The organism is Serratia sp. PAMC26656 (assembly GCF_016469055.2).
In the GTDB taxonomy this organism is placed as follows: domain Bacteria; phylum Pseudomonadota; class Gammaproteobacteria; order Enterobacterales; family Enterobacteriaceae; genus Serratia; species Serratia plymuthica.
Genome location: NZ_CP150486.1, coordinates 5113769 through 5140514, shown reverse-complemented (window position 1 = coordinate 5140514; position 26746 = coordinate 5113769). Strand labels below are relative to the sequence as shown.

The following is a 26746-nucleotide window of genomic DNA, read 5'->3' as shown; positions in this document are numbered from 1 at the left end:
TTTTTCCTCATTGGAGGGGAGACGAATTGCCCCCTTGGTGAGAGAACACCTGAAGAAGCGTTTTTATTCGTTTTTTCTTTTTCTTTTTGGCCTGATGGCACGGCGGTTTTCCCAACGCCGCCGATTGTCGTTATAATAGCCGTTTGCGGCAGTACGCCGTTCGTTGAATCCCAGACAGAATCAGGTAGCCAGTAACTCAGCATGACGACAGACAACCACGCCTCAAAATATGCCGCCAATCGTTTCTCCATTGCGCCGATGCTCGACTGGACCGATCGTCATTGCCGTTACTTCCATCGCCTGCTGACCAAAGAAACGCTGCTGTACACCGAAATGGTGACCACCGGCGCGATTATTCACGGCAAGGGCGACTATCTGGCCTACAGCGAAGAAGAACATCCGGTGGCGTTGCAGCTGGGCGGCAGCGATCCGGCTGCGCTGGCGCATTGTGCCAAACTGGCCGAACAGCGCGGTTACGACGAGATTAACCTCAACGTCGGTTGCCCGTCCGATCGCGTGCAGAATGGCATGTTCGGCGCCTGTCTGATGGGGCAGGCGACGCTGGTTGCCGACTGCATCAAGGCGATGCGCGACGTGGTGTCGATCCCGGTGACGGTTAAGACCCGCATCGGCATCGACGACCAGGATAGCTACGAGTTTCTGTGTGATTTTATCGCCACCGTTGCCGGGCGTGGCGAGTGCGACATGTTTACTATCCATGCGCGCAAGGCCTGGTTGTCTGGCCTCAGCCCGAAAGAAAACCGTGAAGTGCCACCGCTGGACTATCCGCGCGTGTATCAATTGAAACGTGATTTCCCGCAGCTGACTCTCGCCATCAACGGTGGTGTGAAAACGCTGGAAGAAGCAAAGCAGCATCTGGAGCATCTGGATGGCGTAATGATGGGGCGCGAGGCTTATCAGAATCCGGGTATTTTGGCACGGGTCGACAGCGAGCTGTTTGGTCGCCAGACCGAGGTCATGGACAGCGTGGCGATTATCGAATCGCTGTATCCGTATATTGAACGTGAGCTGTCGAACGGCACCTATTTGGGGCACATCACCCGCCACATCCTCGGCCTGTTCCAGGGCGTGCCGGGTGCGCGCCAGTGGCGTCGCCATCTGAGCGAGAACGCCCATAAGCCGGGTGCCGATGCGCGCGTGGTGGAAGCCGCGCTGGATCTGGTTCGTCTGCCGCGTACCGAAGTGGCGTAATACACAAAGAATTTGACTAACAGTTAGTCTTTTTCATCAGGCATTCAGCGCTATGCTGTTTGCCTGTTTATATATTTCAAATACTTATCTTTTCCGCCGCTCTGGCACGCATCTTGTAATACTCCTGCAGAGACTTTGTTTTGCGAAGGAGCAATCATGTTAGAACTCTTCTTTCTCATTGGCTTTGTAGTGATGCTGATGGTGACCGGAATTTCGTTGCTGGGCGTATTCGCCGCGTTACTGGTCGCGGCGGCATTTATGCTGCTGGGCGGCCTGTTGGCGATGGTGATCAAGCTGCTGCCCTGGTTGATTTTGGCGGTGGTGGGCGTCTGGATATACCGTTCGATGCAGAAGCCGCAAATACGCCGTTACTGATTTTTTATCGAGTAATCAGACAGTCACGCTGAAATTTGCGTAACGAATGCATCGTGAATGCGGCGACGATCACACCTTGGTGTTTTAAATGCGAATGCGGCACATTAAGCGTGTTTTTTGCGTTTAGGGGCTGGTAGGATATTTGTCGATGCAGCGATGCGACCTATTTCATCACCGCAAGAGACAATAGTACCCAATACGAGCGTTGCTGAAGCAACCCCCCTGTCTCTGGCGGACTCTGCTCTACCCCTACAAATGCAGTAATAGAAAGGGCTCCTTACGGAGCCCTTTTCTTTTGCCTGGGGAATCAGGGGATCAGCAGGCTTGAACCGCTGGTATTGCGACTTTCCAGCACCTCATGCGCACGCTGCGCATCGGCCAGCGCAAATTTTTGCTCTTCTTTTACGTCGACCTTGATAGCGCCACTGCCGATCAACGAGAACAGCTCATTGCTGGCGAATTGCAACTCGTCGCGGTTAGTGACGTAACCGTTAAGCGAAGGACGGGTGACGTACAGCGAACCTTTCTGGTTCAGCAATGCCAGATCGACGCCGGTTACCGGGCCGGAGGCATTACCGAAGCTGACCATCAGCCCACGGCGCTTCAGGCTATTGAGAGAAGCCTGCCAGGTGCTTTGGCCCACCGAGTCGTACACTACACCGACTTTTTCGCCCTGCGTCAGTTCAGCCACGCGCTGGGCGATGTCTTCTTTATGGTAATTGATGGTCGCCCAGGCGCCGGCGCGTTTAGCCAGTTCAGCTTTTTCGTCAGAGCCGACGCTGCCGATAAGCTTTGCGCCGAGCGCCTTGGCCCACTGGCAGGCAATCAGCCCGACGCCGCCTGCGGCGGCATGGAACAGGAACACTTCGCCCGGCTGCACTTCATGGGTTTGGCGCAGCAGATAGTGTACCGTCAGCCCTTTCAGAAACGAGGCGGCACCCTGCTCAAAGCTCAGGTTGTGAGGCAGGATCGCCACTTTTTCCACCGAAACATTGTGAACGTCGCTGTAGGCGCCGAGTGACGACTGGGCGTAAACCACGCGGTCGCCAGGTTTCACCGCGCTGACGCCGGCGCCGACCTTGATCACCACGCCGGCCGCTTCAGTGCCCAACCCGCTTGGCAGGCTGGCGGGCGCATAGAGGCCGCTGCGAATATAGGTATCGATGTAGTTGATGCCGATCGCCTTATTCTCAACCTGCACCTCACCGGCTGCCGGATCGATAGGTGTAAAATCAACGTATTGCAACACTTCCGGGCCGCCGGTAGCGGAGAATTGAATGCGCTTTGCCATTTCATTACCTCATTGGGGTGTCTGATTTCACCCTACGCGTTTTAGTATCGACGATCCAGTTTAGCCGGGTGCGGATTGATACCTTTTTTGCATCGGTTATGCCGCGGGAATCACAGATAAAAATCACGTATACTCTCGCGTCAGGATTCTCCATTCGCAACCGGATAAAGAATACGCTTCATGGCAGGAAAAAAACCAACCAACAAAACTTACGCGGACGAAGCCAGAGATCGCCCCCGAGATCGCCAGATGGAAGGGCTGAAGATGCCGCCACATTCGCTGGAGGCGGAACAGTCCGTGTTGGGCGGTTTGATGCTGGATAACGAACGCTGGGATAACGTATCGGAACGCGTGGTCTCCAACGATTTCTTCAGCCGCCCGCACCGCCTGATCTTTACCGAGATGCAGCGGCTGTTGGAAATGAGCCGGCCTATCGATCTGATCACCCTGTCCGAATCGCTCGAGCAGCGCGGCGAACTGGATTCGGTGGGCGGTTTCGCCTATCTGGCCGAACTGTCGAAAAACACCCCAAGCGCCGCCAACATCGGTGCTTATGCTGACATCGTGCGTGAACGTGCGGTCGTGCGCGAAATGATCTCGGTAGCCAATGAGATCGCCGACGCCGGTTATGATCCGCAGGGCCGCAGCAGCGAAGATCTGCTCGATCTGGCCGAATCACGGGTATTCCAGATCGCGGAAAATCGCGCCAGTAAAGATGAAGGCCCGAAAGGCATCGAGCGTATTCTGGAAGACACCGTTTCGCGTATCGAGCAGCTGTATCAGCAGCCGCACGACGGCGTTACCGGGGTAGACACCGGCTATCAGGATCTCAACAAGAAAACCGCCGGTTTGCAAAAATCGGACCTGATCATCGTCGCCGCCCGTCCTTCGATGGGTAAAACCACTTTCGCCATGAACCTGTGCGAACACGCCGCGATGACGCAGGAAAAGCCGGTGCTGATCTTCAGCCTGGAGATGCCCGGCAACCAGATCATGATGCGTATGCTGGCGTCGCTGTCGCGCGTCGACCAGACGCGTATCCGTACCGGCCAGCTCGACGACGAGGACTGGGCGCGCATTTCCAGCACCATGGGCATCCTGCTGGAGAAGCGCAATATGTACATTGATGACTCCTCCGGCCTGACGCCAACCGAAGTGCGCTCCCGCGCGCGCCGTATTTTCCGCGAGCATGACGGCCTCAGTATGATCATGATCGACTACCTGCAGTTGATGCGTGTGCCGGCCCTGTCCGACAACCGTACGCTGGAAATTGCCGAAATTTCCCGCTCGCTGAAGGCGTTGGCGAAAGAGTTGCAGGTACCGGTGGTGGCGCTGTCGCAGCTGAACCGAAGCCTGGAGCAGCGTGCCGATAAACGCCCGGTCAACTCAGACCTGCGTGAGTCCGGTTCCATCGAGCAGGATGCCGACCTGATCATGTTCATCTACCGTGATGAGGTTTATCACGAGAACAGCGACATGAAAGGGATTGCCGAAATTATTCTGGGTAAACAGCGTAACGGCCCGATCGGTACCGTGCGCTTGACCTTTAACGGCCAGTGGTCGCGTTTCGATAACTACGCGGGGCCACAATATGATGATGAATAATCAGCTAAGGAACTGAAATGAAAGCGGCAACCGCTGTAATCGACCGCCGCGCTCTGCGACATAATCTGCAACAGGTGCGCCGTCAGGCGCCACAAAGCCGCCTGATTGCCGTTGTGAAAGCAAACGCTTATGGACATGGCCTGCTGGAAACAGCTCACACTCTGCAAGACGCCGACTGCTACGGCGTGGCGCGCATTGGCGAGGCGTTGATGCTGCGCTCCGGCGGCATCGTGAAACCGATCCTGCTGCTGGAAGGCTTTTTCTGCGCCGAAGATCTGCCGGTGCTGGTGGCGAATAACATCGAAACCGCAGTGCACAGCATCGAACAGCTTGAAGCGCTGGAGCAGGCCGAGCTGGCGCGCCCGGTGCCGGTATGGATGAAGCTGGATACCGGCATGCATCGCCTGGGCGTGCGTCCGGAACAGGCCGAGGCGTTTTATCAGCGTCTGAGCGCCTGCCGTAACGTGGCGCAGCCGGTCAATATCATGAGCCACTTCAGCCGCGCCGATGAGCCGGACTCTGACGCTACGCTCAAGCAAATGCAGTGTTTCGAAAGTTTTGCCCGTGGCAAGCCGGGCCAGCGCTCTATCGCCGCTTCGGGCGGCACCTTGCTGTGGCCGGATGCGCACAATGACTGGGTGCGGCCGGGCATTATCCTTTACGGCGTTTCTCCGATGGAAGAGTCCTGCGGCAGCCAGTTTGATCTGCAGCCGGCGATGACGCTGAAGTCCAACCTGATTGCGGTGCGCGACCACAAGGCCGGTGAGTCGGTGGGTTACGGCGGCACCTGGGTGAGCGAAGGCGACACTCGGCTGGGGGTGGTGGCGATGGGTTATGGTGATGGTTACCCGCGCAGTGCGCCCTCCGGTACCCCGGTATGGCTTAATGGCCGTGAAGTGCCGGTGGTCGGCCGGGTATCGATGGACATGATTTCGGTCGATCTCGGGCCGGATGCGACCGATAAGGTCGGCGATGAAGTGGTGCTATGGGGCAAGGCGCTGCCGGTTGAGCGCATTGCCGCCTGTACCGGCATCAGCGCCTATGAGCTGATTACCAAGCTGACGCAGCGCGTAGCGATGGAATATATCGGCGAATAGGCTGTCGTGGGCCGGCAATCTTACCGGCCCCAATCCTCAACGCGTTACTTCTTTACCGCCAGCCACTGATCGATAATGCTCTGATACTCACCGGTCGCTTTGGCCAGGTGCAGCCATTGATCCACATACAGCTTCCAGCTCAGATCATCACGCGGCAACATATAGGCCTTCTCTCCGTATTGCAGCGGTTTGTCCGGATTGACCGCACACAGTTTCGGATAGTGTTTTTGCTGATACAGCGCCTCGGAAGCGTCGGTAATCATCACATCGGCTTTCTTGTCCACTAACTGCTGAAAAATACCCACGTTATCATGGGTCAACGTCAGCTTGGCGTTGGGCAGGTAAGCATGTACGAACGCTTCGTTGGTGCCACCCGCCGGCTCCAACAGGCGCACGGACGCTTTGTTGATCTGCTCGACAGTGCGGTATTTCTTCACGTCGGTGCAGCGCACCAGCGGGATTTTGCCGTCGGTATCCAGCTTATCGGCGAAGAACACCTGTTTTTGCCGCTGTAGCGTGACGGAAATGCCGCCCATGGCGATGTCGCACTTGCCGGCGACAAAGTCCGGCGTCAGGGTTTTCCAACTGGTTTTCACCCACTTCACTTTGGCACCCAGGCTCTTGGCCAGCGATTCCGCCATGGCGATATCAATGCCTTCGTAGCTGCCGTCTTCCTTCAAAAAGGTGTAGGGCTTGTAATCGCCGGTGGTGCAAACTTCCAGCGTGCCCTGTTGTGTCACCTTATCCAGATGGGATTGGGCGCTGGCGCTCCCGGCGGCGACCAGCAGTGCGAGAGGTAATAGCTTTTTCATCTGTTTCCCTTGCTTATACGTTATTGGATTCAGCAATGGCGCCCGGCGCGGCGGCGTTCTTTTTCTTCAGCAGATAGCTTGCCGCCAGCACCAACAGCCAAACCGGAATCAACCATACCGAAATCCGGATGCCTGGCGTCATAAACATAATGACCAAAATCCCGGCTAAAAACAGCAGACAAATCAGATTGGTGAACGGATAACCCCAACTTTGGAAACGCGTTTGCTGCCCGGCCAGCCGCTTGGCGCGCCGAAACTTCAGGTGAGTAATGCAGATCATTGCCCAGTTGATCACCAAAGCGGATACCACCAATGCCATCAGCAATTCAAACGCCTTGCCCGGCATCAGGTAATTGAGTAGCACGCACAGTGCGGTCACCAGCGCCGACACGCTCAGCGCCGCCAGCGGAATGCCGCGCCGGTTGATCTTCAGCAGTACACGCGGTGCGTTGCCCTGTTTCGCCAGCCCAAACAGCATGCGGCTGTTGCAGTACACGCAGCTGTTGTACACCGACAGGGCGGCGGACAGCACCACCATGTTCAGCAGCGTCGCCACCAGATTGCTGTCCAACGCATGGAAGATCAGGACGAACGGGCTGCCGCCTTCCACAACCTTCTGCCACGGATACAGTGACAGCAGCACCGCCAATGCGCCGACATAAAACAGCAGGATACGGTAAATCACCTGATTGGTGGCCTGCGGGATACTTTTCTCCGGGTTATCCGCTTCGGCGGCGGTAATGCCGACCAGCTCCAGACCACCGAATGAGAACATGATCACCGCCATTGCCATCACCAGACCGCTGATGCCGTTAGGGAAGAAACCGCCGTATTGCCACAGGTTGGCCACGCTGGCGTCCGGCCCGCCGTGCCCGCTGGCCAACAGCCAGGCACCAAATACGATCATGCTGATGATCGCTGCTACTTTGATGATGGAAAACCAGAATTCCATCTCGCCGTACACTTTGACGCTGGTCAGGTTGATGGCATTGATCGCCACAAAGAATACCGCTGCGGAGACCCAGGTCGGAATTTCCGGCCACCAGTACTGCACGTAAATACCCACGGCGGTCAGTTCCGCCATGCTCACCAACACGTACAGCACCCAATAGTTCCAGCCGGACATAAAGCCGGCAAAGCCGCTCCAGTATTTATTGGCAAAATGGCTGAAGGAACCGGCCACCGGCTCTTCCACCACCATTTCACCCAGTTGGCGCATGATAAAGAAGGCGATAACCCCGGCGATGGCGTAACCGAGCAGCACCGAGGGGCCGGCCATTTTTATGGTCTGGGCAATGCCGAGAAACAGGCCGGTGCCGATGGCGCCGCCGAGAGCGATCAGCTGGATGTGACGGTTTTTTAACCCTCTTTTCAACTGGTTTTCTGACTGATGATTGTCCATCTGTGTTCCCCAAAAAGGTAAATGCGTGTCGCTGGGGATTTAGCAACTATCGGGCCAGTGAGTATGGAGGATGGGGACGCATCACTAATAACCTGCTGAAAACGTTATTTAATTATTTTTTCACTTTAACTCACGAACCGTGCATTAAACTGTGTTTATTGTGGAGTTTATGGCGTTTTAACCTTTTTTTTCGCACGCAATGCCCGTATTGGGTACCTGTGATGACCGGAAATGGGCCAGGGTGGTGCAATGAAATTGTGAGGCGTCGCCGGGGAATCAAAACGGGGGGATTACAGGGGCAAAAAAACTGATAGTCTGTAACGTCAACATTTCTTAACGGGTTTACAGGTGGCTATGTACAACATTGACGATTTTGATATGAAAATCCTGACGCTGTTACAGGCCAATGGCCGTCTGACCAATCAGGAATTGAGCGAGCTGGTGGGGTTGTCCGCTTCCCAGTGCTCACGGCGGCGCATCAGCCTGGAACAGGCTCAGTTGATCCGCGGCTACCATGCGCGGCTGGCGCCGGAGGCCGTTGGGTTGGGGATGGTGGGGTTAATCGAAGTGAGCCTGACCAACCATGCCCAGGAGCATGTGGACAGCTTTCATCGCATGCTGGAAGAGGTTGACGCTATTCTCGACGCCTATAAAACCACCGGCGACGCTGACTATCTGTTAAAGGTGGCCGTAGCCGATCTGGCAGCGCTGAGCGACTTTATCAGCAAAACTCTGTCGATGCACAAGAGCGTAGCGCACGTGAAAACCGCGGTGGTACTGAACCGGCTGAAAGAAAACGGGCTGCTGCCGGTAGCGCGCTGATCGGACATTGCCGCATCCATTTAATGAACCATTTAGGGGCAATATGCACCATTAATGGGCATTTAATGCGGGGGCTGGTCGATATATTTGCATTATATGCGTGATATTTGCGGTTATTTTGTTTTTTGTGCGCATTTTGTGCATTTTTTATTTTAAATAAAAACAGCGGCTTATTGTGCATAAATGCCGAACACTCTGCGAAATCGCATGATGACGGCTGTTTTACTTATCTTATGGTGTGGCTTTTGCATTATTCAGCGTACAAACCCGGTTCACCGGGCGGTGATGGCAACCTACTTTGAGTAATAACACCATGGATAACTGCATCAGCCCTGAAGACAATATTTCCCATACTCTGCTGGAAGACGTGCTGGCGATCCTGATCGGCACGCTGATGGTGTCGTTCGGCGTGATCCTGCTGCGGCAGGCCGGCGCGCTGACCGGCGGCACCGCCGGATTGGCTTTCTTAATCAATTACCTGACACCGCTGTCGTTCGGCGTAGCGTTCTTTTTGCTTAACCTGCCGTTCTATTATCTGGCGATCCGCCGTATGGGGTGGGCGTTCACCGTCAAAACCTTCTGCTCGGTGGCGCTGGTGTCGATATTTTCCGATTTGCATCCCTATTTCATCCATTTTGACCGCCTGCAGCCTTTTTATGCAACGGTGTTCGGTAGCATGATCATGGGGTTAGGGTTTATTGTGTTATTTCGCCATAAGGCCAGCCTGGGCGGCGTCAATATTCTCGCGCTGTATCTGCAGGATAAATACGGTTTGCGCGCCGGCAAGTTGCAAATGGCGGTCGATATTTCTATCGTATTAGCCTCACTTTTTGTGGTGAATATTTCCCTGCTAATTGCGTCTATATTAGGTGCAATGGTGCTGAATCTGATTATCGCGATGAACCATCGCCCTGGTCGTTACAGCGTTTGAATCTGTACCCTCTGAATAACCCAATCTAGGAGAACGACCCCGTGTTCCAGAACGTTGATGCCTATGCAGGCGATCCTATCTTGTCGCTGATGGAAAAATTCAAAAAAGACACGCGTGCGCACAAGGTTAACCTGAGTATCGGTCTTTACTATGACGAGCGGGGGATTATCCCGCAGATGAAGGCGGTTGCCGCAGCGGAAGCGCAGTTGAACAGCGTGGATCAGGGCGCGTCGGTGTATCTGCCGATGGAAGGTCTGCTGCCTTACCGTACTGCCATTCAGCACCTGCTGTTCGGTGCCGAGCACCCGATGCTGCAGCAGGGACGCATCGCCACCATTCAGACCGTAGGCGGTTCCGGCGCGCTGAAAGTGGGTGCCGATTTCCTGAAAAGCTACTTCCCGGATTCACAGGTGTGGGTCAGCGATCCTACCTGGGAAAACCATATTGCCATCTTCGGCGGCGCCGGTTTCAAAGTGAATACCTATCCGTACTTTGATGGCGAAAGCCTGGGGGTGAAGTTTGACGCCATGTTGAGCGCGTTGAAACAGCTGCCGAAACACAGCATCGCGCTGCTGCATCCGTGCTGCCACAACCCGACCGGTTCTGACCTGACCAATGCCCAGTGGGACGAGGTGGTCAAGGTGATCGCCGAACGTGAGCTGATCCCTTTCCTCGACATCGCCTATCAGGGCTTTGGCGGTGGCATTACCGAAGATGCTTACGCTATCCGCACTATCGCCGCAGCCGGTCTGCCGTGCCTGGTGAGCAATTCGTTCTCGAAAATCTTCTCGCTGTATGGCGAACGCGTCGGCGGCCTGTCGGTAGTGTGCGAAAGCGAAGAAGCGGCCGGGCGCGTGCTGGGGCAATTGAAGGCCACCGTACGTCGCAATTACTCCAGCCCACCGAACTTCGGTGCGCAGGTGGTGGCGAAGGTGCTGAACGATACGCAGTTGAAGGCCCAGTGGCTGGCGGAAGTGGAAACCATGCGCACCCGCATCCTTGAGATGCGCAAAACGCTGGTAGAGGCGCTGAAAATCGCGTTGCCGCAGCGTAACTTCGATTACCTGTTGCAGCAGCGCGGCATGTTCAGCTACACCGGTTTCAGCGCGGCGCAGGTTGATCGCCTGCGTGAAGAGTTCGGCGTGTACCTGATCCACAGCGGGCGCGTTTGCATGGCCGGCCTGAACCACAACAACGTGCATCAGGTGGCCGAGGCGTTTGCCGCAGTGCAGTAAAAACTGTTAGGGTGAACTGAAGTTCGCAAAGGAGCGATAGCAATATCGCTCCTTTTTTGTTGTCGGTTTGCCGCCAAAGTTGCCGCAAACCGGATAGAGAATATACTGATTGAGGGGCGCTCACTCATGTGGCATCAGCAAACGCTTATCCTCAGCGCAAAAGCGCGTGGTTTTCATCTGGTTACCGAAGAGATTACTGACCAGTTAACCCACTTACACCGCCTGCAAACTGGCCTGCTGCATCTGTTGTTGCAGCATACCTCGGCCTCGCTGACGCTCAACGAGAACTGCGATCCCACGGTGCGAGCCGATATGGAGCAGCATTTCCTGCGTCAGGTACCCGAGAACGCACCCTATCAGCACGACTACGAAGGGCTGGACGACATGCCGGCACACATCAAATCCTCGCTGCTGGGCGCATCTTTGATGCTGCCCGTCGGCCACGGGCGGCTGATGTTGGGCACATGGCAGGGAATTTGGCTGGGGGAGCACCGCATCCACGGCGGTTCACGCCGTATTGTGGCCACTTTACAGGGGGAGTAACCCAATGAATAACACAGCACTGCTGGAATACTGCATGGCGAAGCCGGGCGCGGAACAAAGCGACCAAAACCAGTGGCAGGCCAGCCAGATCAAGGTCGGCGACGTGATGTTCGCCATGGTGTGCGAGGTACAGGGCCGGCCGGCGCTGGCGGTGAAATCAAGCCCGGAGTTGGCGGAAAGCCTGCGCGAGCATCACCCGGAGATCGTCGCCTGCGCTGGTCTGAACAAGGCACACTGGAATACGGTGTTTCTCGACGGCAACCTGCCGAACTCGCAATTTTACACCCTGATCGACAGTTCATATCAGCTGGTGCTGGAAGGGTTACCCGACCACGTGCGGCAGGAACTGCGCGCTTAACCGGCAGGGCAGGCGTGGCGGCCTGCCTTTTCCGTTCCGTTGTCTCCCTTTTTTCTCTTTAAATTGTGATCGCGATTCGAGAATGGGAACGTTCCCGTTTTATTGGGCGCCAGGAACGACTAGGCTTTTTAATCGATGAACCTCGAGACCAAAGGATGCCGTGAGATGGCCATGAGTGAAGAAAAACGCAAGATGATTGCCGGCGAACTGTACGACGCCGGTGACGAGCTGCTGCGCAGCGAACGCAAGCGCGCCCGTCAGCTGGTGCACCATTACAACCATTCATCCCCGGACGAGGGCGACCTGCGTAAAGAGTGGCTGACGGCGCTGTTGGGCCGGTATCAGGGGGGAACCATCGAACCGACGTTCCGCTGCGATTACGGTTATAACATTTATCTGGGGAAGAATTTTTACGCCAATTTTGACTGTGTAATCCTGGATGTGTGCGAAGTGCATATTGGCGATAACTGCCTGTTGGCGCCGGGAGTGCATATTTACACCGCTACCCATCCGCTGGATGCGCCAACCCGCGTCGGCGGTGCGGAGTTCGGCAAACCGGTAAGCATTGGCAATAATGTCTGGATCGGCGGCAGGGCGGTCATTAACCCCGGCGTCACGCTGGGAGATAACGCGGTGGTGGCGTCCGGGGCGGTCGTCACCAAAGACGTGCCGGCCAACTGCGTGGTCGGCGGCAATCCGGCGCGGGTGATTAAACAGCTATAGTAAAAAACGGGCGCCGCAGCAGGCGCCCGTAGCATTATGCTCGCAGAGAGTTGATATCCACCACGAACCGGTATTTCACGTCGCTTTTCAGCATGCGCTCATAGGCTTCGTTGATTTGCTGCATCGGGATCAGTTCGATATCCGAAGTAATGCCGTGCTGGCCGCAGAAATCCAGCATCTCCTGGGTTTCTGCAATACTCCCGATCAGCGAACCGGCGAGGCGGCGGCGTTTCATGATCAGGTTGAACACCTGCGGTGACGGGTGGTCATGTTCCGGGGCGCCGACCAGCGTCAAGGTGCCATCACGCCGCAGCAGGTTGAGGAACGGGTTCAGATCGTGCTGGGCGGCTACCGTGTTGAGAATAAAATCGAAGCTGTTGGTGTGCTGCGCCATTTCTTCCGGGTTGCGAGAGATCACTACCTCATGAGCGCCAAGGCGTTTGGCGTCTTCAACTTTGGAAACCGACGTGGTGAACAGCACCACATGAGCGCCCATTGCTCGCGCCAGCTTGACCCCCATATGCCCCAGCCCGCCGAGACCGACGATACCGACTTTCTTGCCCGGCCCGGCACCCCATTGGCGCAGTGGCGAATAGGTGGTGATACCGGCGCAAAGCAGCGGCGCGACGCCGGCCGGGTCGAGGTTTGCCGGCACCCGCAGCACAAAGTCCTGATCCACCACCATCGCGGTTGAGTAGCCGCCGTAGGTGATGGCGCCGGTTTGCCGATCCTGGCCGTTATAGGTGCCGGTAAAGCCGTTTTCACAGTATTGCTCCAGCCCTTCGTCACAGCTCGGGCAGCTGCGACAGGAATCGACCATGCAGCCGACACCGACCAGATCGCCAACCTGATGGCGGGATACGTGGTTACCGACGGCGGTCACGCGGCCAACAATTTCATGGCCGGGCACTACCGGGAAAATCGAGTTGTTCCATTCGTTGCGGGCCTGGTGCAGATCCGAATGGCAAACGCCACAGAACAGAACCTCGATTTGCACATCGTGGTCGCGCAGGGCGCGCGGTGTGTAATCGAAAGGAACGAGCGCTGACTTCGCGTCATGCGCGGCATAGGCATGCGTAATGTTCATGGTAACTCCAGTCATCAGTGAATGGGGGGAGAATGCTTTCCGGCCGCAGAGTGCCGGTGAGACGCGGCCCAGGTCATACAAGCGGCGCAGAGGGAACATTGATGATAAAAGGGGCGAGCAGGGAGGGAAATGCCTGAAAATGTCTAAATCTTGCCTGTTTCTCTTTAATTTGGGCAGAACGGATAAAATGGCGGGCCGCAAAACGGCCCGCTGACAAGAAAGGTTATTTCTTCATTTTCAATAACGGCTTGAGGAAGCGTGCGGTGTGCGAAGCTTCGCAGTTGGCCACGGTTTCCGGCGTGCCGGAGACCAGGATCTCACCGCCGCCGCTGCCGCCTTCCGGCCCCAGGTCGACAATCCAGTCCGCCGTTTTAATCACGTCCAGGTTGTGCTCAATCACCACGATGGTGTTGCCCTGATCGCGCAACTGATGCAACACCGCCAGCAGTTGCTGGATATCGGCGAAGTGCAGGCCGGTGGTCGGTTCATCAAGGATATACAGCGTCTGGCCGGTACCGCGTTTAGACAGCTCGCGCGCCAGCTTGACGCGTTGCGCCTCACCGCCGGACAGCGTGGTCGCCGACTGGCCGAGGCGAATGTAGGACAGGCCGACGTCCATCAGCGTTTGCAGCTTGCGCGCCAGCGCCGGCACCACGTCGAAGAAATCGCGCGCTTCTTCGATGGTCATCTCCAGCACTTCGTGGATGCTTTTGCCTTTGTACTTCACTTCCAGCGTCTCACGGTTATAGCGCTTGCCTTTGCAGTGGTCGCAAGGCACGTAGATATCCGGCAGGAAGTGCATTTCCACCTTGATCACGCCGTCGCCCTGACAGGCCTCACAGCGCCCGCCCTTGACGTTGAAGCTGAAGCGGCCCGGGTTATAGCCGCGGCTGCGCGACTCCGGCACGCCGGCGAACAGTTCGCGCACCGGGGTGAAGATGCCGGTGTAAGTGGCCGGGTTGGAGCGTGGGGTTCGGCCGATCGGGCTTTGATCGATGTCGATCACTTTGTCGAAATGTTCGAGGCCGGTCACTTCGCGGAACGGTGCAGGTTCGGCAATGGTGGCGCCGTTGAGCTGGCGTTGGGCGATCGGGAACAGCGTGTCGTTGATCAACGTGGATTTGCCTGAGCCGGAGACCCCAGTGATGCAGGTAAACAGCCCCACCGGCAACGTCAGCGTCACGTCTTTCAGGTTGTTGCCGCGCGCGCCGCTCAGCTTCAATACCTTGGTCGGATCGGCCGGTACGCGCTGCTCAGGAATGGCAATCTCGCGTTTGCCGCTGAGGAACTGGCCGGTCAGCGACTCAGGCTGCGCCATGATGTCTTCGACGGTGCCTTCCGCCACCACCTGGCCGCCATGTACACCGGCGCCGGGGCCGATGTCGATCACGTGATCGGCGGCGCGGATGGCGTCTTCGTCATGCTCCACCACGATCACCGTGTTACCCAGGTTACGCAGGTGGATCAGGGTTTCCAGCAGGCGCTCGTTGTCACGCTGGTGCAGGCCGATCGACGGCTCATCAAGAACGTACATTACGCCCACCAGGCCGGCGCCGATCTGGCTGGCCAGGCGAATACGCTGCGCCTCGCCGCCGGACAAGGTTTCCGCCGAGCGCGACAGCGACAGGTAGTTAAGCCCGACGTTCACCAGGAATTTCAGGCGGTCGCCAATCTCTTTCAGGACTTTTTCGGCGATCTGGGCGCGCTGGCCGCTGAGCTTCATGTTCTGGAAGAAGGTCATGGCGTGGCCGATGCTCAGATCGGAGATTTCCGGCAGCGTGGTGTCTTCGACAAACACGTTGCGCGCTTCTTCGCGCAGGCGGGTGCCGTGACAGGAGGCGCAAGGGCGGTTGCTGATAAACTTCGCCAGCTCTTCGCGCACCGCGCTGGATTCCGTCTCTTTATAGCGGCGTTCCATGTTGTGCAGCACGCCTTCGAACGGGTGGCGGCGCACGGTGGTGTCACCGCGATCGTTAATGTATTTGAACTCGATCGATTCTTTGCCGGAACCGCTGAGCACCGCTTTCTGCACGTTGGCATCCAGGGAGTTGAACGGCGCTTCGACGTCGAAGGCATAATGTTCCGACAGCGAACGCAGCATCTGGAAGTAATAGAAGTTGCGGCGATCCCAACCGCGGATTGCACCGCCGGCCAGCGAAAGCTCGGGGTTCTGCACCACGCGTTCCGGATCGAAGAACTGCTGCACGCCCAGGCCGTCACAGGTCGGGCAGGCGCCGGCCGGGTTGTTGAACGAGAACAGGCGCGGTTCCAGCTCGCGCATGCTGTAGCCGCAGATCGGGCAGGCGAAGTTGGCGGAGAACAGCAGTTCATCCGCTTTTTCGTCGTCCATGTCGGCCACTACCGCCGTGCCGCCGGACAGTTCCAGCGCGGTTTCGAACGACTCCGCCAGGCGCTGCGCCAGATCTTCACGCACCTTGAAGCGATCGACCACCACTTCAATGGTGTGCTTCTTCTGCAGCTCGAGCTTCGGCGGATCCGAGAGGTCACAGACTTCGCCGTCGATACGCGCGCGGATATAGCCCTGGGTCGCCAGGTTTTCCAGCGTTTTGGTGTGCTCGCCCTTGCGGTCTTTCACCACGGGTGCCAGCAGCATCAGGCGTTTGCCTTCCGGCTGGCTGAGCACGTTGTCCACCATTTGGCTGACGGTTTGCGCCGCCAGTTCCACATGGTGATCCGGGCAGCGCGGTTCGCCGACGCGGGCGAACAGCAGGCGCAGGTAATCGTGGATCTCGGTGATGGTGCCGACCGTGGATCGCGGGTTATGCGAGGTAGATTTCTGCTCGATGGAAATCGCCGGCGACAGACCTTCAATATGGTCGACGTCCGGTTTTTCCATCAGCGAAAGAAACTGGCGTGCATAGGCGGAGAGCGACTCGACGTAGCGGCGCTGCCCTTCGGCATACAGCGTATCAAAAGCCAGCGAGGACTTGCCTGAACCGGACAATCCGGTGACGACGATCAGCTTGTCACGCGGGATAATCAGGTTGATGTTTTTGAGATTATGGGTTCGAGCACCACGAACTTCGATATTGTCCATTTACACTTCCCGTCTTGATGATACACCGCGCCTGTCTGGGTTTAGTGCGGGTGATTTTGTGATCAAACGCGCAAAAAACCGGCACAGCCAGTACGAAACGCATAATTATGACACAAAAAAACCTGAATGAATATCCAGTATACGAATGCAACAAGGTCGCTCGAAAGGACAATTCTGGAATACAATACGCAGTTATCAACACGGGTGTCGTTTCAGGCTGAGCGTGTTAAACTTACTCGTTTATACTGTGTAAAAATCAATCATCAGGAGAGTTCTCATGGCCAGCAGAGGCGTAAACAAAGTAATTCTGGTCGGGAATCTGGGCCAAGACCCGGAAGTCCGTTACATGCCGAATGGCGGCGCAGTGGCCAACATTACCCTGGCGACCTCCGAAAGCTGGCGTGACAAAGCGACTGGCGAGCAGAAAGAAAAAACCGAGTGGCACCGCGTTGTGTTGTTCGGCAAGCTGGCTGAAGTTGCGGGCGAGTATCTGCGCAAAGGTTCCCAGGTGTATATCGAAGGTGCCCTGCAGACCCGTAAATGGACCGATCAGGCTGGCGTAGAAAAATACACCACCGAAGTTGTGGTTAACGTTGGCGGCACCATGCAGATGCTGGGTGGCCGTCAAGGTGGCGGCGCACCTGCAGGCGGTGGTCAGGCAGCTGGCGGCCAAGGTGGCCAGGGCGGTTGGGGCCAGCCTCAGCAGCCACAGGGCGGCAACCAGTTCAGCGGCGGCCAGCAGGCGCGCCCAGCGCAGAACAACGCGCCGGCAGCCAGCAGCAACGAACCGCCAATGGACTTCGACGACGATATTCCTTTCTGATATCAGGTTGTCTGAAGCCCATAAAAAAGCCCCTTTTCGGGGCTTTTTGCTTTTCAGAACCGTTAAGCCGAGAAGCCGCCGTCGATGCTCAGACTGGCGCCGGTGATATAACCCGCTTGCGGGCCGGCCAGGTAGGCGACAAAGCTGGCGATCTCTTCATCTTTACCGTAGCGGCCGATAGCCATCAGCTGTTTCAACTGTTCGGCGAAATCACCGTCGTCCGGGTTCATCTCGGTATCCACCGGGCCGGGCTGCACGTTGTTGACGGTGATGCCGCGCGGGCCGAGATCGCGCGCCATGCCCTTGGTCAGGCCGACCAGCGCGGATTTGCTCATCGCGTAAACTGCGGCACCGCTAAAGGGCACGCGCTCGGCGTTGGTGCTGCCGATGTGGATGATGCGGCCACCGTCGTTCATATGGCGCGCAGCTTCCTGGCTGGCAACAAAAACGCTGCGTACGTTCACCGCCAACATACGATCCAGATCTTCCAGTGCCAGTTCTTCGGTGCTGCCCAGCGTAAACACCCCGGCGTTGTTCACCAGAATATCCAGATTGCCGAAGCCGTTCACCGCCTGGCGTACCGCTTGCTGTAATGCAGCGGCGTCGGCGCTGTCGGCTTTGATGGCGATAGCCTTGCCGCCGGCGGCGGTGATTTCACTCACCACGGCATCGGCCCGATCGGCGGAAGTTACGTAGGTGAATGCCACCGCGGCACCATCACGCGCCAGCCGTTTGACGATGGCGGCGCCGATACCGCGTGAGCCGCCCTGAATGAATGCGACTTTGCCTTGCAGAGAGAGGGTTGCTGACATGATGTTTCTCCAGAGTGGGTAAGGTTAAAAAATCTACCGGACCAGTATCGGAGAAACGCAACGTGGCCACTAGCCGCAAAGCGCTATAATCAGCTTAAACCATAGGTTTGAAATCCACAGAGGAAAGCCATGCTCGGCTATCTGGAATGTTTTGTCAGCAGCGCGGAAAACGGCAGTTTTTCCGCTGCCGGCCGCAAGCTGGGCATCAGCTCTGCGGCGGTGGGGAAAAATGTCACCAAGCTGGAGACGCTGGTGGGTGTACGGCTGTTCCAGCGCAACACGCGCAAGCTGATGCTGACCGAAGAGGGGGAACGTTTTCTTCAGGAGGTGAGCGGCGGTTTGCAGTCGATCCAGTGCGCGCTGAAAGGGGTGAACAGCAGCGGCTCTATAGCGGCAGGTACGCTAAAGGTCAGCATGGGCACCGCCTTCGGTCTGCATTTTGTGATGCCTCTGTTACCGGCGTTTTTGTCTCGTTATCCGGCGATCGTGCCAGACTGGCATTTTGACAATCGCAAAGTGGATATGATTGGCGAACACTTCGATGCCGCAATTGGCGGCGGCATCGAACTGGCGCAGGGGATGATTGCGCGTGAATTGGCGCCGGCCCACGGGGTATTGGTGGCCTCGGCCGACTATCTGCGGCGCCATTCGCCTTTGGAGCAGCCGGAACAGTTGGCGAACCACGCGGGGATTTTTATCCGCTCGCCGCAAACCGGGCGCATTCGCAACCTGCCGCTACGCAATGCGGATAACGAACAGCGGGCGCCATTGATGACCATTAACATGACGGTGAATGAGCCGGAGGCGGCGGCGCGAGCGGCGGAAATGGGGCTGGGTATTGCGTTGTTCGCCATGCCAAGTGCCTTGCCTTATCTGGAAAGTGGTCGCTTATTGCGGGTGTTGCCAGCCTGGTATGTCGATCGCGGCAGCGTCTATCTTTACTTTCCCACGACCAAATTCCTGCCCAGCAAAACCCGGGTGTTTGTCGATTACATCACCGAGCAATTTCGCCTGCAGAAGCTGGCGACGCGTTTTGATGCGCGCTAGAAACGTGAAAAGCCCCTCGCGGGGCTTCTTTCTTCCGTCAGTGGGCTGTCTGACGATCAGTTGAAAATTTCAGCGGTGCCGTGCAGTTTGTTCTGGCCACCGGCGGAGATGATGCGGTAAGCGCTGGCGCCTGATGCTGCGGCCTTGTTAGCCAGTTCGGTTTCCAGTGCGCTCAGGTTAGAGGCGCCGGCAACGGAGATGACACCGATTTTCTGAGCGTCGGCCGCAGGTTGGCTGGAAGGCTGGTCAGCGGCAACAGAAGCGAAAGAGGCGGTAGTCAGCAGTACGGCGGTAGCAAAAATTTTGATGTTCTTCATGATTCAATCCTCAGGGTATTTTTCAGGTGAGAGCTTGTATCCTCTCGATGTGTTGAATAATAGACTTGCATGTGCAAAGAGAAAATCGGAGAGTTTTGATTATCTGATTCAAATAAATTGACTTAATTTAGAGCGCTGGCGTGCTGGAATAATCGCCACTACCCTTTAAAGGTGATTCTTAAAGGGGAAGCGCAATGACATCAATGCATTTGTCGGTCGCCATCAGATCCGCTTTTACCGCTTCACTGACGATCGACTGACGTTGCGCACCGTGCCGCTGCAAATCGGTGACGGCGTGCAGACTGGCGAACTGATTTGGCAACGGATTGGAGAAATTTCATGATTATCGTGCACCATCTGAATAATTCACGCTCGCAGCGCATCCTGTGGTTTCTGGAGGAGCTGGGTGTGCCGTACCAGGTGCAGCGTTACCAGCGCGACCCGCAAACCCTGCTGGCGCCGCCGGAGTTGAAAAAGATCCACCCGTTGGGCAAATCCCCGGTGATTGTCGATGGCGATCTGACCCTGGCGGAATCCGGCGCCATTATCGAATATTTGCAAGAAGCCTACGATGCCCAGGGATTGTTTATCCCGACTGACCATCATGCTCGCCAACAATACCGTTACTGGCTGCATTATGCGGAAGGATCGCTGATGCCGCTGCAGGTCATGAAGCTGGTGTTCAGCCGCCTGGGTCAATCGCCGGTCCCCTGGCTGTTGCGGCCGGTAGCAGGGGCGATTGGCAAAGGGGTTCAGCGGGAGTATCTGGACAAACAGATCGCTACGCATCGCGATTATCTTGAGCAGCACCTGAGCAAAAGCACCTGGTTTGTCGGCAATGAATTCAGCGCGGCGGATATCCAGATGAGCTTTCCGCTGGAAGCGATGGCGGCGCGCGGTTCGCTGGACAATTGCCCGAAGCTGCGCGGTTATCTGCAGCGTATTCATTCCCGGCCAGCCTACCAGCGGGCGCTGGAGCAGGGCGGCCCTTATGAATTGCTGAGCTGAGGGCATGATCTATACTTGACGGGTTAACGTCTGTTCGGAGATAGCCTATGGCTACGCAAATTTTTGTTAACCTGCCGGTGGACAACTTGCCCGCATCCACCGAGTTTTTCACCCAGTTGGGTTTCAGCTTTAATCAGCAGTTTACCGATGATACCGCCGCCTGCATGGTGGTCAGCGAGACCATTTATGTGATGTTGCTGACTCACGATAAATTCAAAATGTTCACCCCGAACCCGATTGGCGATGCCAGGAGGGCGACCGAAGTGCTGGTTTGCCTGTCGCAGCCCAGCCGGGCGGCGGTGGACAGCCTGGTGCGCAAGGCGATTGCCGCCGGCGGCAATACCTATAATCAGCCGCAGGATTACGGTTTTATGTACGGCCACGGTTTCCAGGATTTGGACGGCCACATCTGGGAACTGATGTACATGGATGAAAAAGCCGCACAGGCTCAGTAACCGGTTTTTGCCCCCTGAGCCGGGGGCGCCCCATCGGATTTACCTATGTGACAAATCTCGCCTTTTCGATAATGATTGATCTCGACGCTTTTCTGCATGAATTGCCGCGATCTTTGGTTGATCAGAGAGTATGGAAGGCCGGATAATCGTTTGCCTTGAATAAACCACCATAAATCACCCGCATCACGCGATGAGAGTTAAACGTTTGCCTTTTTACGCGGCGCCAACGGGCGGCGCGGCCGAAGGGCAGGGAAGCCAACGTGATGGAAAAGATTCCGTAATGAACATGCGCGGGCGGAATAACAAGCCTTTTGAAACGGGCTGGCAATGAAACACAGGGGACAGCAACATGTCGAATTCTCAAGCGAACAACGCCGTTAAACCAAAAGGCGGGCTTGATGGCTATTTTAATATTTCCGCACGCGGCAGCTCCGTGCGTCAGGAAGTGGTGGCGGGATTAACCACCTTCCTGGCGATGGTTTACTCGGTGATCGTGGTGCCGAGCATGTTGGGTAAAGCGGGCTTTCCGCCAACGGCGGTGTTTGTTGCCACCTGCCTGGTCGCCGGCCTCGGTTCATTGCTGATGGGATTATGGGCTAATCTGCCGATGGCCATCGGTTGTGCGATTTCCCTGACCGCCTTCACCGCTTTCAGTCTGGTGCTGGGCCAGCACATCAGCATTCCGGTGGCGCTGGGCGCGGTATTCCTGATGGGCGTGCTGTTCACCATTATCTCGATAACCGGCATCCGTTCCTGGATCTTGCGCAATCTGCCGATGGGCGTGGCGCACGGTACCGGTATCGGCATCGGTCTGTTCCTGCTGCTGATCGCCGCCAACGGCGTGGGTCTGGTAGTGAAGAACCCGCTGGATGGCCTGCCGGTGGCGCTGGGCGCATTCACCTCTTTCCCGGTGGTGATGACGTTGCTTGGCCTGGCGGTGATTTTCGGGTTGGAAAAACTGCGTGTGCCCGGCGGCATTCTGCTGGTGATCATCGCCATTTCGGTGATTGGCCTGCTGTTTGACCCAGCGGTGAAATATCAGGGGCTGTTCGCCATGCCAAGCCTGGCGGACGCCAATGGTCATTCGTTGATCTTCAGCCTGGATATTATGGGTGCGTTGCAACCTGTGGTGTTGCCGAGCGTGCTGGCACTGGTGATGACCGCAGTGTTTGACGCTACCGGCACCATTCGCGCGGTGGCCGGTCAGGCCAACCTGCTGGATAAGGACGGGCAGATCATCAACGGCGGCAAGGCGCTGACTTCGGATTCCCTGAGCAGCATTTTCTCCGGCCTGGTGGGCGCAGCCCCGGCGGCGGTCTATATCGAATCCGCAGCGGGCACCGCAGCGGGCGGTAAAACCGGCCTGACCGCAACCGTGGTCGGCCTGCTGTTCCTGCTGATCCTGTTCCTGTCGCCGCTGTCTTATCTGGTGCCGATTTACGCTACCGCACCGGCGCTGATGTACGTCGGCCTGCTGATGTTGAGCAACGTCACCAAGCTGGACTTCAACGACTTTGTCGACGCCATGTCCGGCCTGCTGTGCGCGGTGTTTATCGTGCTGACCTGTAACATCGTCACCGGTATCATGCTGGGCTTCAGCTCGCTGGTGATTGGCCGCATTTGCTCCGGTGAATGGCGCAGGCTGAATATCGGCACCGTGCTGATCGCCGTCGCACTGGTGGCGTTCTACGCCGGTGGCTGGGCGATTTAATCTTCTGTGTTTCCCCCTCCCGTTGGGTGGGGGAAAGTCTGACTGCATTCCCCCTTCAGAAAAGTCTTCTTCTTTCTGTGCTGCGTTTTGAAAGGCACAACAAGCTTTAATCGCTGTAAAAAAAGTGATCTACTATCGGGGTATATATCAGAGATGTAGTCTGAACCCGAGAGTCTAAGGAAAGCATGGAAATATTTTTTACAATCCTCATTTTGATCCTGGTGGTTTCCCTGTCCGGGGTGGTGACACGTATGTTGCCGTTCCAGATACCGCTGCCGTTAATGCAAATTGCCATCGGGGCTCTGCTGGCGTGGCCGCATTTCGGGCTGCATGTCGACTTTGACCCCGAACTGTTCCTGGTGCTGTTTATCCCACCGCTGCTGTTTGCCGACGGTTGGAAAACCCCAACGCGTGAATTTCTGCATCACGGCCGTGAAATTTTGGGGCTGGCGCTGGTGCTGGTGTTGCTTACCGTGGTCGGTATCGGTTACCTGATTTACGCCATGGTGCCGGGCATACCGCTGGTGGCGGCGTTTGCGCTGGCGGCGGTGCTGTCGCCAACGGACGCCGTGGCGCTGGGCGGCATTGTCGGCAAAGGGCGCATTCCGAAACCGATCATGGGCGTGCTGGAAGGCGAGGCGCTGATGAACGATGCGTCCGGCCTGGTTTCACTCAAGTTCGCCATCGCGGTGGCGATGGGCACCATGGTGTTTACCGTGGGCGGCGCCACTCTGGAATTTCTCAAGGTCGCTATCGGCGGTCTGCTGGCCGGTGTGGCTGTCACCTGGTGCTACAGCAAATCGCTGCGGATGATGAGCCGCTGGAGCGGCGATGATCCGGCCACGCAAATCGTGTTCCTGCTGCTGTTGCCGTTCGCTTCTTATCTGATTGCCGAACACATCGGCGTCTCCGGCATTCTGGCCGCGGTTGCCGCGGGGATGACCATCAGCCAGTCCGGCGTGATTCGCAATGCGCCATTGGCGATGCGCCTGCGCGCCAACAGCGTCTGGGCGATGCTGGAGTTCGTGTTTAACGGCATGGTGTTCATCATGTTGGGCTTGCAACTGCCGGGGATCCTGGAAACCTCAATCCTGCAGGCAGAGCTGGATCCGACCATTCAGACCTGGTACCTGTTCGCCGACGTGGCGATTATCTACGCAGCGTTGTTGTTGTTGCGCTTTACCTGGTTGTGGCTGATGAAAAACGCCAGCCGACGCTTTATGAAAAAACGGCCGCTGCAGTTTGGCGATTACAGTACGCGTGAGCTTTGGATCGCGTCGTTCGCTGGGGTGCGCGGGGCAATCACGCTGGCCGGCGTGCTGTCGATTCCGCTGCTGTTAAGTGACGGCACCGCCTTCCCGGCGCGCTATCAGTTGGTGTTTATCGCTGCCGGCGTGATCCTGCTTTCACTGATCGTCGGCGTGCTGGCATTGCCGTTGCTGCTGCGCGGCGTAGTGGTGGCGGACAAGAGCGCCAGCAAGAGCGAGGAGCGGATGGCGATTGCCATGGCGGCGGAAGTGGCGATCGAAAGCATCAACAAGATGGAAGAACGCCTGGCCGTCGACGTAGAAGAAAACATCGACCCGCAGGTGCTGAAAGAGATCAGTTCACGGGTCGTGGGCACGTTGCGGCGACGCATCACCACCAAGGACGATATCGAAAATGCGCTGATGCTGGAGAACCTCGAGCGACGCTTCCGCCTGACCGCGCTGCGCGCCGAGCGTGGGGAGCTGTATCACCTGCGCGCAACGCAGAAAATCAGCAACGAGACGCTGCAAAAGCTGTTGCACGATCTCGACCTGCTGGAAGCGCTGCTGATAGAGCGCGAAGGGTAATGCCAACAGGGCCGCAGACGCGGCCCTTGTTATTGATGCTATTTGACCGGCGGCCAGTAGTCGCGGCAGCAGGCGATCCAGGCCTGGGCGCCGTGCGACAGGTAGCTGCCCTGGCGCCAGATTAGCCCTACACGCCATTCCATCCTCGGTTCCAGCGGCAGCCAGATCAGGTTTTCTTTATCCAGCCACTGGCAAACCGGCTCCGGCAGGGTAGCGATGCCGACCCCGGCCTGCACCATCGATGCCAAAAAATCCCACTGCCCGCTGCGTACGGCAATCTGCGGTTCAAAACCGGCCAGGCGGAACGCCTTCATCAGCATTTTGTACAACGAGAAATCCTCGTTATAAATCAGGATCGGCCAGTTGGCCAATTCGGTGATATCGATGCTGGTGCGGTTAAGCCAGTGCGGCGTACGCGGCACAACCACGCACATCGGATGGCTCAGCAGCGGCAAGAAGGTCAGCGGTTGATCCAGGTCGACGGGCAATATCGTCATCGCCAGATCCAGTTCGCCGGACATCACCGCCTGCTCGACCGATAACCCGCCCAGCTCGGAAATTTTCAGCTCTATGCCAGGATAGGTCTGGCGAAACTGGCGGATCAAATCGGCTATCTGCCGGCCAACCATTGGCGGGATACCCAGCCGCAACACGCCTTTTTTCACCGAACTGATGTCTTCCAGTTCGGCCTCCAGTTGGCGGAACTCATCCAGGATCGCCAGCCCACGCTGGTATACTGCCTGGCCGCTGTCGGTCAGGTGCAGCTTGCGTCCTTCGCGGATCAGCAGCGTACACTCCAACTCTTCTTCCAGATGCCGCAGCATTTTACTGATGGTCGGCTGGGTGACGAACAGTTTCTCCGCCGCGCGGGTAAAACTTTGCTGGCGCACGACTTCCACGAAGTAACGCAGGGTGCGGACATCCACGTTGGGCTCTCCTCAGGGCAATACCGGCGGGAAACTATTCCCTGATGGCATGATATTGATGATTTTAATTCATTTCAGGCAAGGTTTCCTGGCCGCGTATACTGCAAACCTTGAATTTTTTTGAGGTTATCTTCCATGTCATTGGCGTTACGCCGTGCAACCCCCTCTCTGTTGACCCGTCTGCAGGTGCCGGTTCAGGTTGTTTTGTACGCGGTGCTGTTTCTGATTGCCGACCGGTTGGTAAAGCAATTTCATCTGCCGCTGCCCGCCAACATTGTCGGCATGCTGATGCTGCTGGCGCTGATCCTGCTGAGGATTTTACCGTTGAGCTGGGTCAGGGCCGGTTCACGCTGGCTGCTGGCAGAGATGCTGCTGTTTTTTGTCCCGGCGGTGGTGGCGGTGGTCAACTATGCCCAGTTGCTGATGGTGGAAGGCTGGAAGATTTTTCTGGTGATTGCGATCAGTACCATGCTGACGCTCGGCGCAACCGGGCTGGTGGTCGATCGGGTATACCGCCTAGAGGTTTGGCTGCAGAGACGGAAACAGCGCGATGAATGATTTTATCCTTAGTCTGGCCTGCTTTCTGGCGACGCTGGCGTTGTACTTCGCCAATAAGAAGCTCTACCGTCGTCATCGCACTCTGCTGCTGATGCCGTTGGTGCTGACTCCTATGATCCTGGTGCTGCTGCTGGTGGTGACGCATATCTCGTATCAGGATTACATCGGTGAAACGCACTGGTTGCTGTGGTTGTTGGGGCCGGCGACCATCGCGTTTGCGGTGCCGGTTTATGAAAATTTGCATATTATCCGCCGTCACTGGCTGTCGCTCAGCGCCGGGGTATTGACGGCGGTTTTAGTGGCGGTTTACAGCTCGGTATGGCTGGCGCGGCTGCTAACGTTGCCGGAAGAGGTACAACGCAGCCTGGCGGTGCGTTCCATCACCACGCCGTTTGCGCTGGAGGCCGCCAAACAGATGGGTGGCCAGCCGGATTTAGTGGCGCTGTTCGTGGTGATTACCGGAGTATTCGGCATGGCGGTGGGGGACATTCTGTTTCTGCGGCTGGCGGTGCGCAGCAGCCTGGCCAAAGGCGCCGGGCTGGGTGCGTCGTCGCACGGTGCCGGCACGGCGAAAGCCTATGAAATGGGACAGGAAGAAGGCGTGGTTTCCAGCCTGGTGATGATGTTGGCGGGGGTTATCACGGTGATCGCCGCGCCGCTGATTGGGCAGTTAATGTGGTAAGTTTGTCGATGGAGGTCTGCG

26 protein-coding genes and 1 pseudogene are annotated in these 26746 nt (G+C 57.0%); 19 read left to right on the top strand and 8 right to left on the bottom strand.

Annotated features, from left to right (window positions below; all coding sequences use genetic code 11):
- Positions 1-201: 201 nt before the first annotated feature.
- A complete protein-coding gene (gene dusA / locus JEM67_RS25065) occupies positions 202-1212 on the top strand; it encodes a tRNA dihydrouridine(20/20a) synthase DusA (RefSeq protein WP_004948772.1) in 1011 nt (336 codons plus the stop codon).
- A gap of 156 nt (positions 1213-1368) precedes the next feature.
- Entirely contained in the window at positions 1369-1587 is a 219-nt protein-coding gene (gene pspG, locus JEM67_RS25060; protein ID WP_013814742.1) for an envelope stress response protein PspG, read from the top strand.
- Positions 1588-1894: 307 nt separating this feature from the next.
- Here the strand turns inward: pspG and JEM67_RS25055 are convergent, their stop codons facing one another.
- Positions 1895-2878, bottom strand: coding sequence for a quinone oxidoreductase (locus tag JEM67_RS25055; RefSeq protein ID WP_006317799.1), 984 nt, complete (start codon positions 2876-2878; stop codon positions 1895-1897).
- Positions 2879-3058: 180 nt separating this feature from the next.
- On the opposite strand from JEM67_RS25055, the gene dnaB reads away from it, so the two are divergent.
- Entirely contained in the window at positions 3059-4483 is a 1425-nt protein-coding gene (gene dnaB, locus JEM67_RS25050) for a replicative DNA helicase (protein ID WP_013814741.1), read from the top strand.
- 17 nt (positions 4484-4500) lie between these two features.
- Positions 4501-5580, top strand: coding sequence for an alanine racemase (gene alr, locus JEM67_RS25045; protein WP_013814740.1), 1080 nt, complete (start codon positions 4501-4503; stop codon positions 5578-5580).
- A gap of 44 nt (positions 5581-5624) precedes the next feature.
- Here alr and JEM67_RS25040 read toward each other — a convergent pair whose 3' ends face one another.
- Together JEM67_RS25040 and JEM67_RS25035 are read right to left on the bottom strand one after the other, a co-directional pair.
- Positions 5625-6392, bottom strand: a complete 768-nt coding sequence (locus JEM67_RS25040; RefSeq protein ID WP_013814739.1) for a transporter substrate-binding domain-containing protein — start codon at positions 6390-6392, stop codon at positions 5625-5627.
- Between the two features lie 13 nt (positions 6393-6405).
- A complete protein-coding gene (locus tag JEM67_RS25035; RefSeq protein WP_199635681.1) occupies positions 6406-7794 on the bottom strand; it encodes an amino acid permease in 1389 nt (462 codons plus the stop codon).
- 354 nt (positions 7795-8148) lie between these two features.
- Between JEM67_RS25035 and JEM67_RS25030 the strand changes: the two genes are divergently transcribed.
- The 6 genes from JEM67_RS25030 to maa all read left to right on the top strand — a co-directional run bounded on the left by JEM67_RS25030 (position 8149) and on the right by maa (position 12406).
- A complete protein-coding gene (locus JEM67_RS25030; protein WP_004948752.1) occupies positions 8149-8616 on the top strand; it encodes an Lrp/AsnC family transcriptional regulator in 468 nt (155 codons plus the stop codon).
- Between the two features lie 313 nt (positions 8617-8929).
- Entirely contained in the window at positions 8930-9547 is a 618-nt protein-coding gene (locus JEM67_RS25025; protein ID WP_006317804.1) for a YitT family protein, read from the top strand.
- Between the two features lie 41 nt (positions 9548-9588).
- Positions 9589-10782, top strand: coding sequence for an amino acid aminotransferase (locus JEM67_RS25020; protein ID WP_013814736.1), 1194 nt, complete (start codon positions 9589-9591; stop codon positions 10780-10782).
- A 126-nt stretch (positions 10783-10908) separates the two neighbouring features.
- Positions 10909-11325 carry a secondary thiamine-phosphate synthase enzyme YjbQ gene (locus JEM67_RS25015; RefSeq protein WP_004948741.1) on the top strand — a complete coding sequence of 139 codons (417 nt, stop codon included), beginning with the start codon at positions 10909-10911 and terminating at the stop codon, positions 11323-11325.
- Between the two features lie 4 nt (positions 11326-11329).
- Positions 11330-11683, top strand: a complete 354-nt coding sequence (locus tag JEM67_RS25010) for an MmcQ/YjbR family DNA-binding protein (protein WP_004948738.1) — start codon at positions 11330-11332, stop codon at positions 11681-11683.
- 165 nt (positions 11684-11848) lie between these two features.
- Positions 11849-12406 carry a maltose O-acetyltransferase gene (gene maa / locus JEM67_RS25005; RefSeq protein ID WP_304621740.1) on the top strand — a complete coding sequence of 186 codons (558 nt, stop codon included), beginning with the start codon at positions 11849-11851 and terminating at the stop codon, positions 12404-12406.
- A gap of 34 nt (positions 12407-12440) precedes the next feature.
- On the opposite strand, the gene JEM67_RS25000 is transcribed toward maa, so the two are convergent.
- Together JEM67_RS25000 and uvrA are read right to left on the bottom strand one after the other, a co-directional pair.
- A complete protein-coding gene (locus JEM67_RS25000) occupies positions 12441-13493 on the bottom strand; it encodes an NAD(P)-dependent alcohol dehydrogenase (RefSeq protein WP_199635683.1) in 1053 nt (350 codons plus the stop codon).
- Between the two features lie 223 nt (positions 13494-13716).
- Positions 13717-16551 (bottom strand): excinuclease ABC subunit UvrA, encoded by a 2835-nt coding sequence (gene uvrA, locus JEM67_RS24995; RefSeq protein ID WP_073441187.1) that lies wholly within the window; start codon positions 16549-16551, stop codon positions 13717-13719.
- Between the two features lie 277 nt (positions 16552-16828).
- On the opposite strand from uvrA, the gene ssb1 reads away from it, so the two are divergent.
- On the top strand, positions 16829-17374 hold the full coding sequence (ssb1, locus tag JEM67_RS24990) for a single-stranded DNA-binding protein SSB1 (protein WP_199635684.1): 546 nt from the start codon (positions 16829-16831) through the stop codon (positions 17372-17374).
- A gap of 62 nt (positions 17375-17436) precedes the next feature.
- Here the strand turns inward: ssb1 and JEM67_RS24985 are convergent, their stop codons facing one another.
- Positions 17437-18186, bottom strand: coding sequence for a 3-oxoacyl-ACP reductase family protein (locus JEM67_RS24985; protein WP_199635685.1), 750 nt, complete (start codon positions 18184-18186; stop codon positions 17437-17439).
- A gap of 129 nt (positions 18187-18315) precedes the next feature.
- Here JEM67_RS24985 and JEM67_RS24980 point away from each other — a divergent pair, with 129 nt between their 5' ends.
- Complete coding sequence (locus tag JEM67_RS24980; protein WP_199635686.1) at positions 18316-19233, top strand: LysR family transcriptional regulator; 918 nt, start codon at positions 18316-18318, stop codon at positions 19231-19233.
- A gap of 56 nt (positions 19234-19289) precedes the next feature.
- On the opposite strand, the gene bhsA is transcribed toward JEM67_RS24980, so the two are convergent.
- On the bottom strand, positions 19290-19550 hold the full coding sequence (bhsA, locus tag JEM67_RS24975) for a multiple stress resistance protein BhsA (RefSeq protein WP_013814730.1): 261 nt from the start codon (positions 19548-19550) through the stop codon (positions 19290-19292).
- 220 nt (positions 19551-19770) lie between these two features.
- Between bhsA and JEM67_RS24970 the strand changes: the two are divergent.
- From JEM67_RS24970 to JEM67_RS24950, 5 genes and pseudogenes are all read left to right on the top strand, one after another.
- A pseudogene (locus tag JEM67_RS24970) lies at positions 19771-19893 on the top strand (lipocalin-like domain-containing protein); the annotation flags it as partial.
- Complete coding sequence (locus tag JEM67_RS24965; protein WP_013814729.1) at positions 19890-20558, top strand: glutathione S-transferase family protein; 669 nt, start codon at positions 19890-19892, stop codon at positions 20556-20558. The pseudogene JEM67_RS24970 and the gene JEM67_RS24965, both read left to right, overlap by 4 nt.
- 47 nt (positions 20559-20605) lie before the next feature.
- Positions 20606-21013, top strand: a complete 408-nt coding sequence (locus JEM67_RS24960; protein WP_013814728.1) for a VOC family protein — start codon at positions 20606-20608, stop codon at positions 21011-21013.
- Positions 21014-21362: 349 nt separating this feature from the next.
- Positions 21363-22724 (top strand): NCS2 family permease, encoded by a 1362-nt coding sequence (locus tag JEM67_RS24955; RefSeq protein WP_013814727.1) that lies wholly within the window; start codon positions 21363-21365, stop codon positions 22722-22724.
- A gap of 185 nt (positions 22725-22909) precedes the next feature.
- Positions 22910-24559: a Na+/H+ antiporter gene (locus JEM67_RS24950; RefSeq protein ID WP_013814726.1), complete on the top strand. Its 1650-nt coding sequence runs from the start codon at positions 22910-22912 to the stop codon at positions 24557-24559.
- A gap of 38 nt (positions 24560-24597) precedes the next feature.
- On the opposite strand, the gene JEM67_RS24945 is transcribed toward JEM67_RS24950, so the two are convergent.
- A complete protein-coding gene (locus JEM67_RS24945) occupies positions 24598-25485 on the bottom strand; it encodes a LysR family transcriptional regulator (RefSeq protein ID WP_199635687.1) in 888 nt (295 codons plus the stop codon).
- Positions 25486-25620: 135 nt separating this feature from the next.
- On the opposite strand from JEM67_RS24945, the gene JEM67_RS24940 reads away from it, so the two are divergent.
- A complete protein-coding gene (locus JEM67_RS24940) occupies positions 25621-26043 on the top strand; it encodes a CidA/LrgA family protein (protein WP_013814724.1) in 423 nt (140 codons plus the stop codon).
- Positions 26036-26725, top strand: coding sequence for an LrgB family protein (locus JEM67_RS24935; protein WP_013814723.1), 690 nt, complete (start codon positions 26036-26038; stop codon positions 26723-26725). The genes JEM67_RS24940 and JEM67_RS24935 overlap by 8 nt, the downstream gene beginning before the upstream one ends.
- Positions 26726-26746 lie beyond the last annotated feature (21 nt).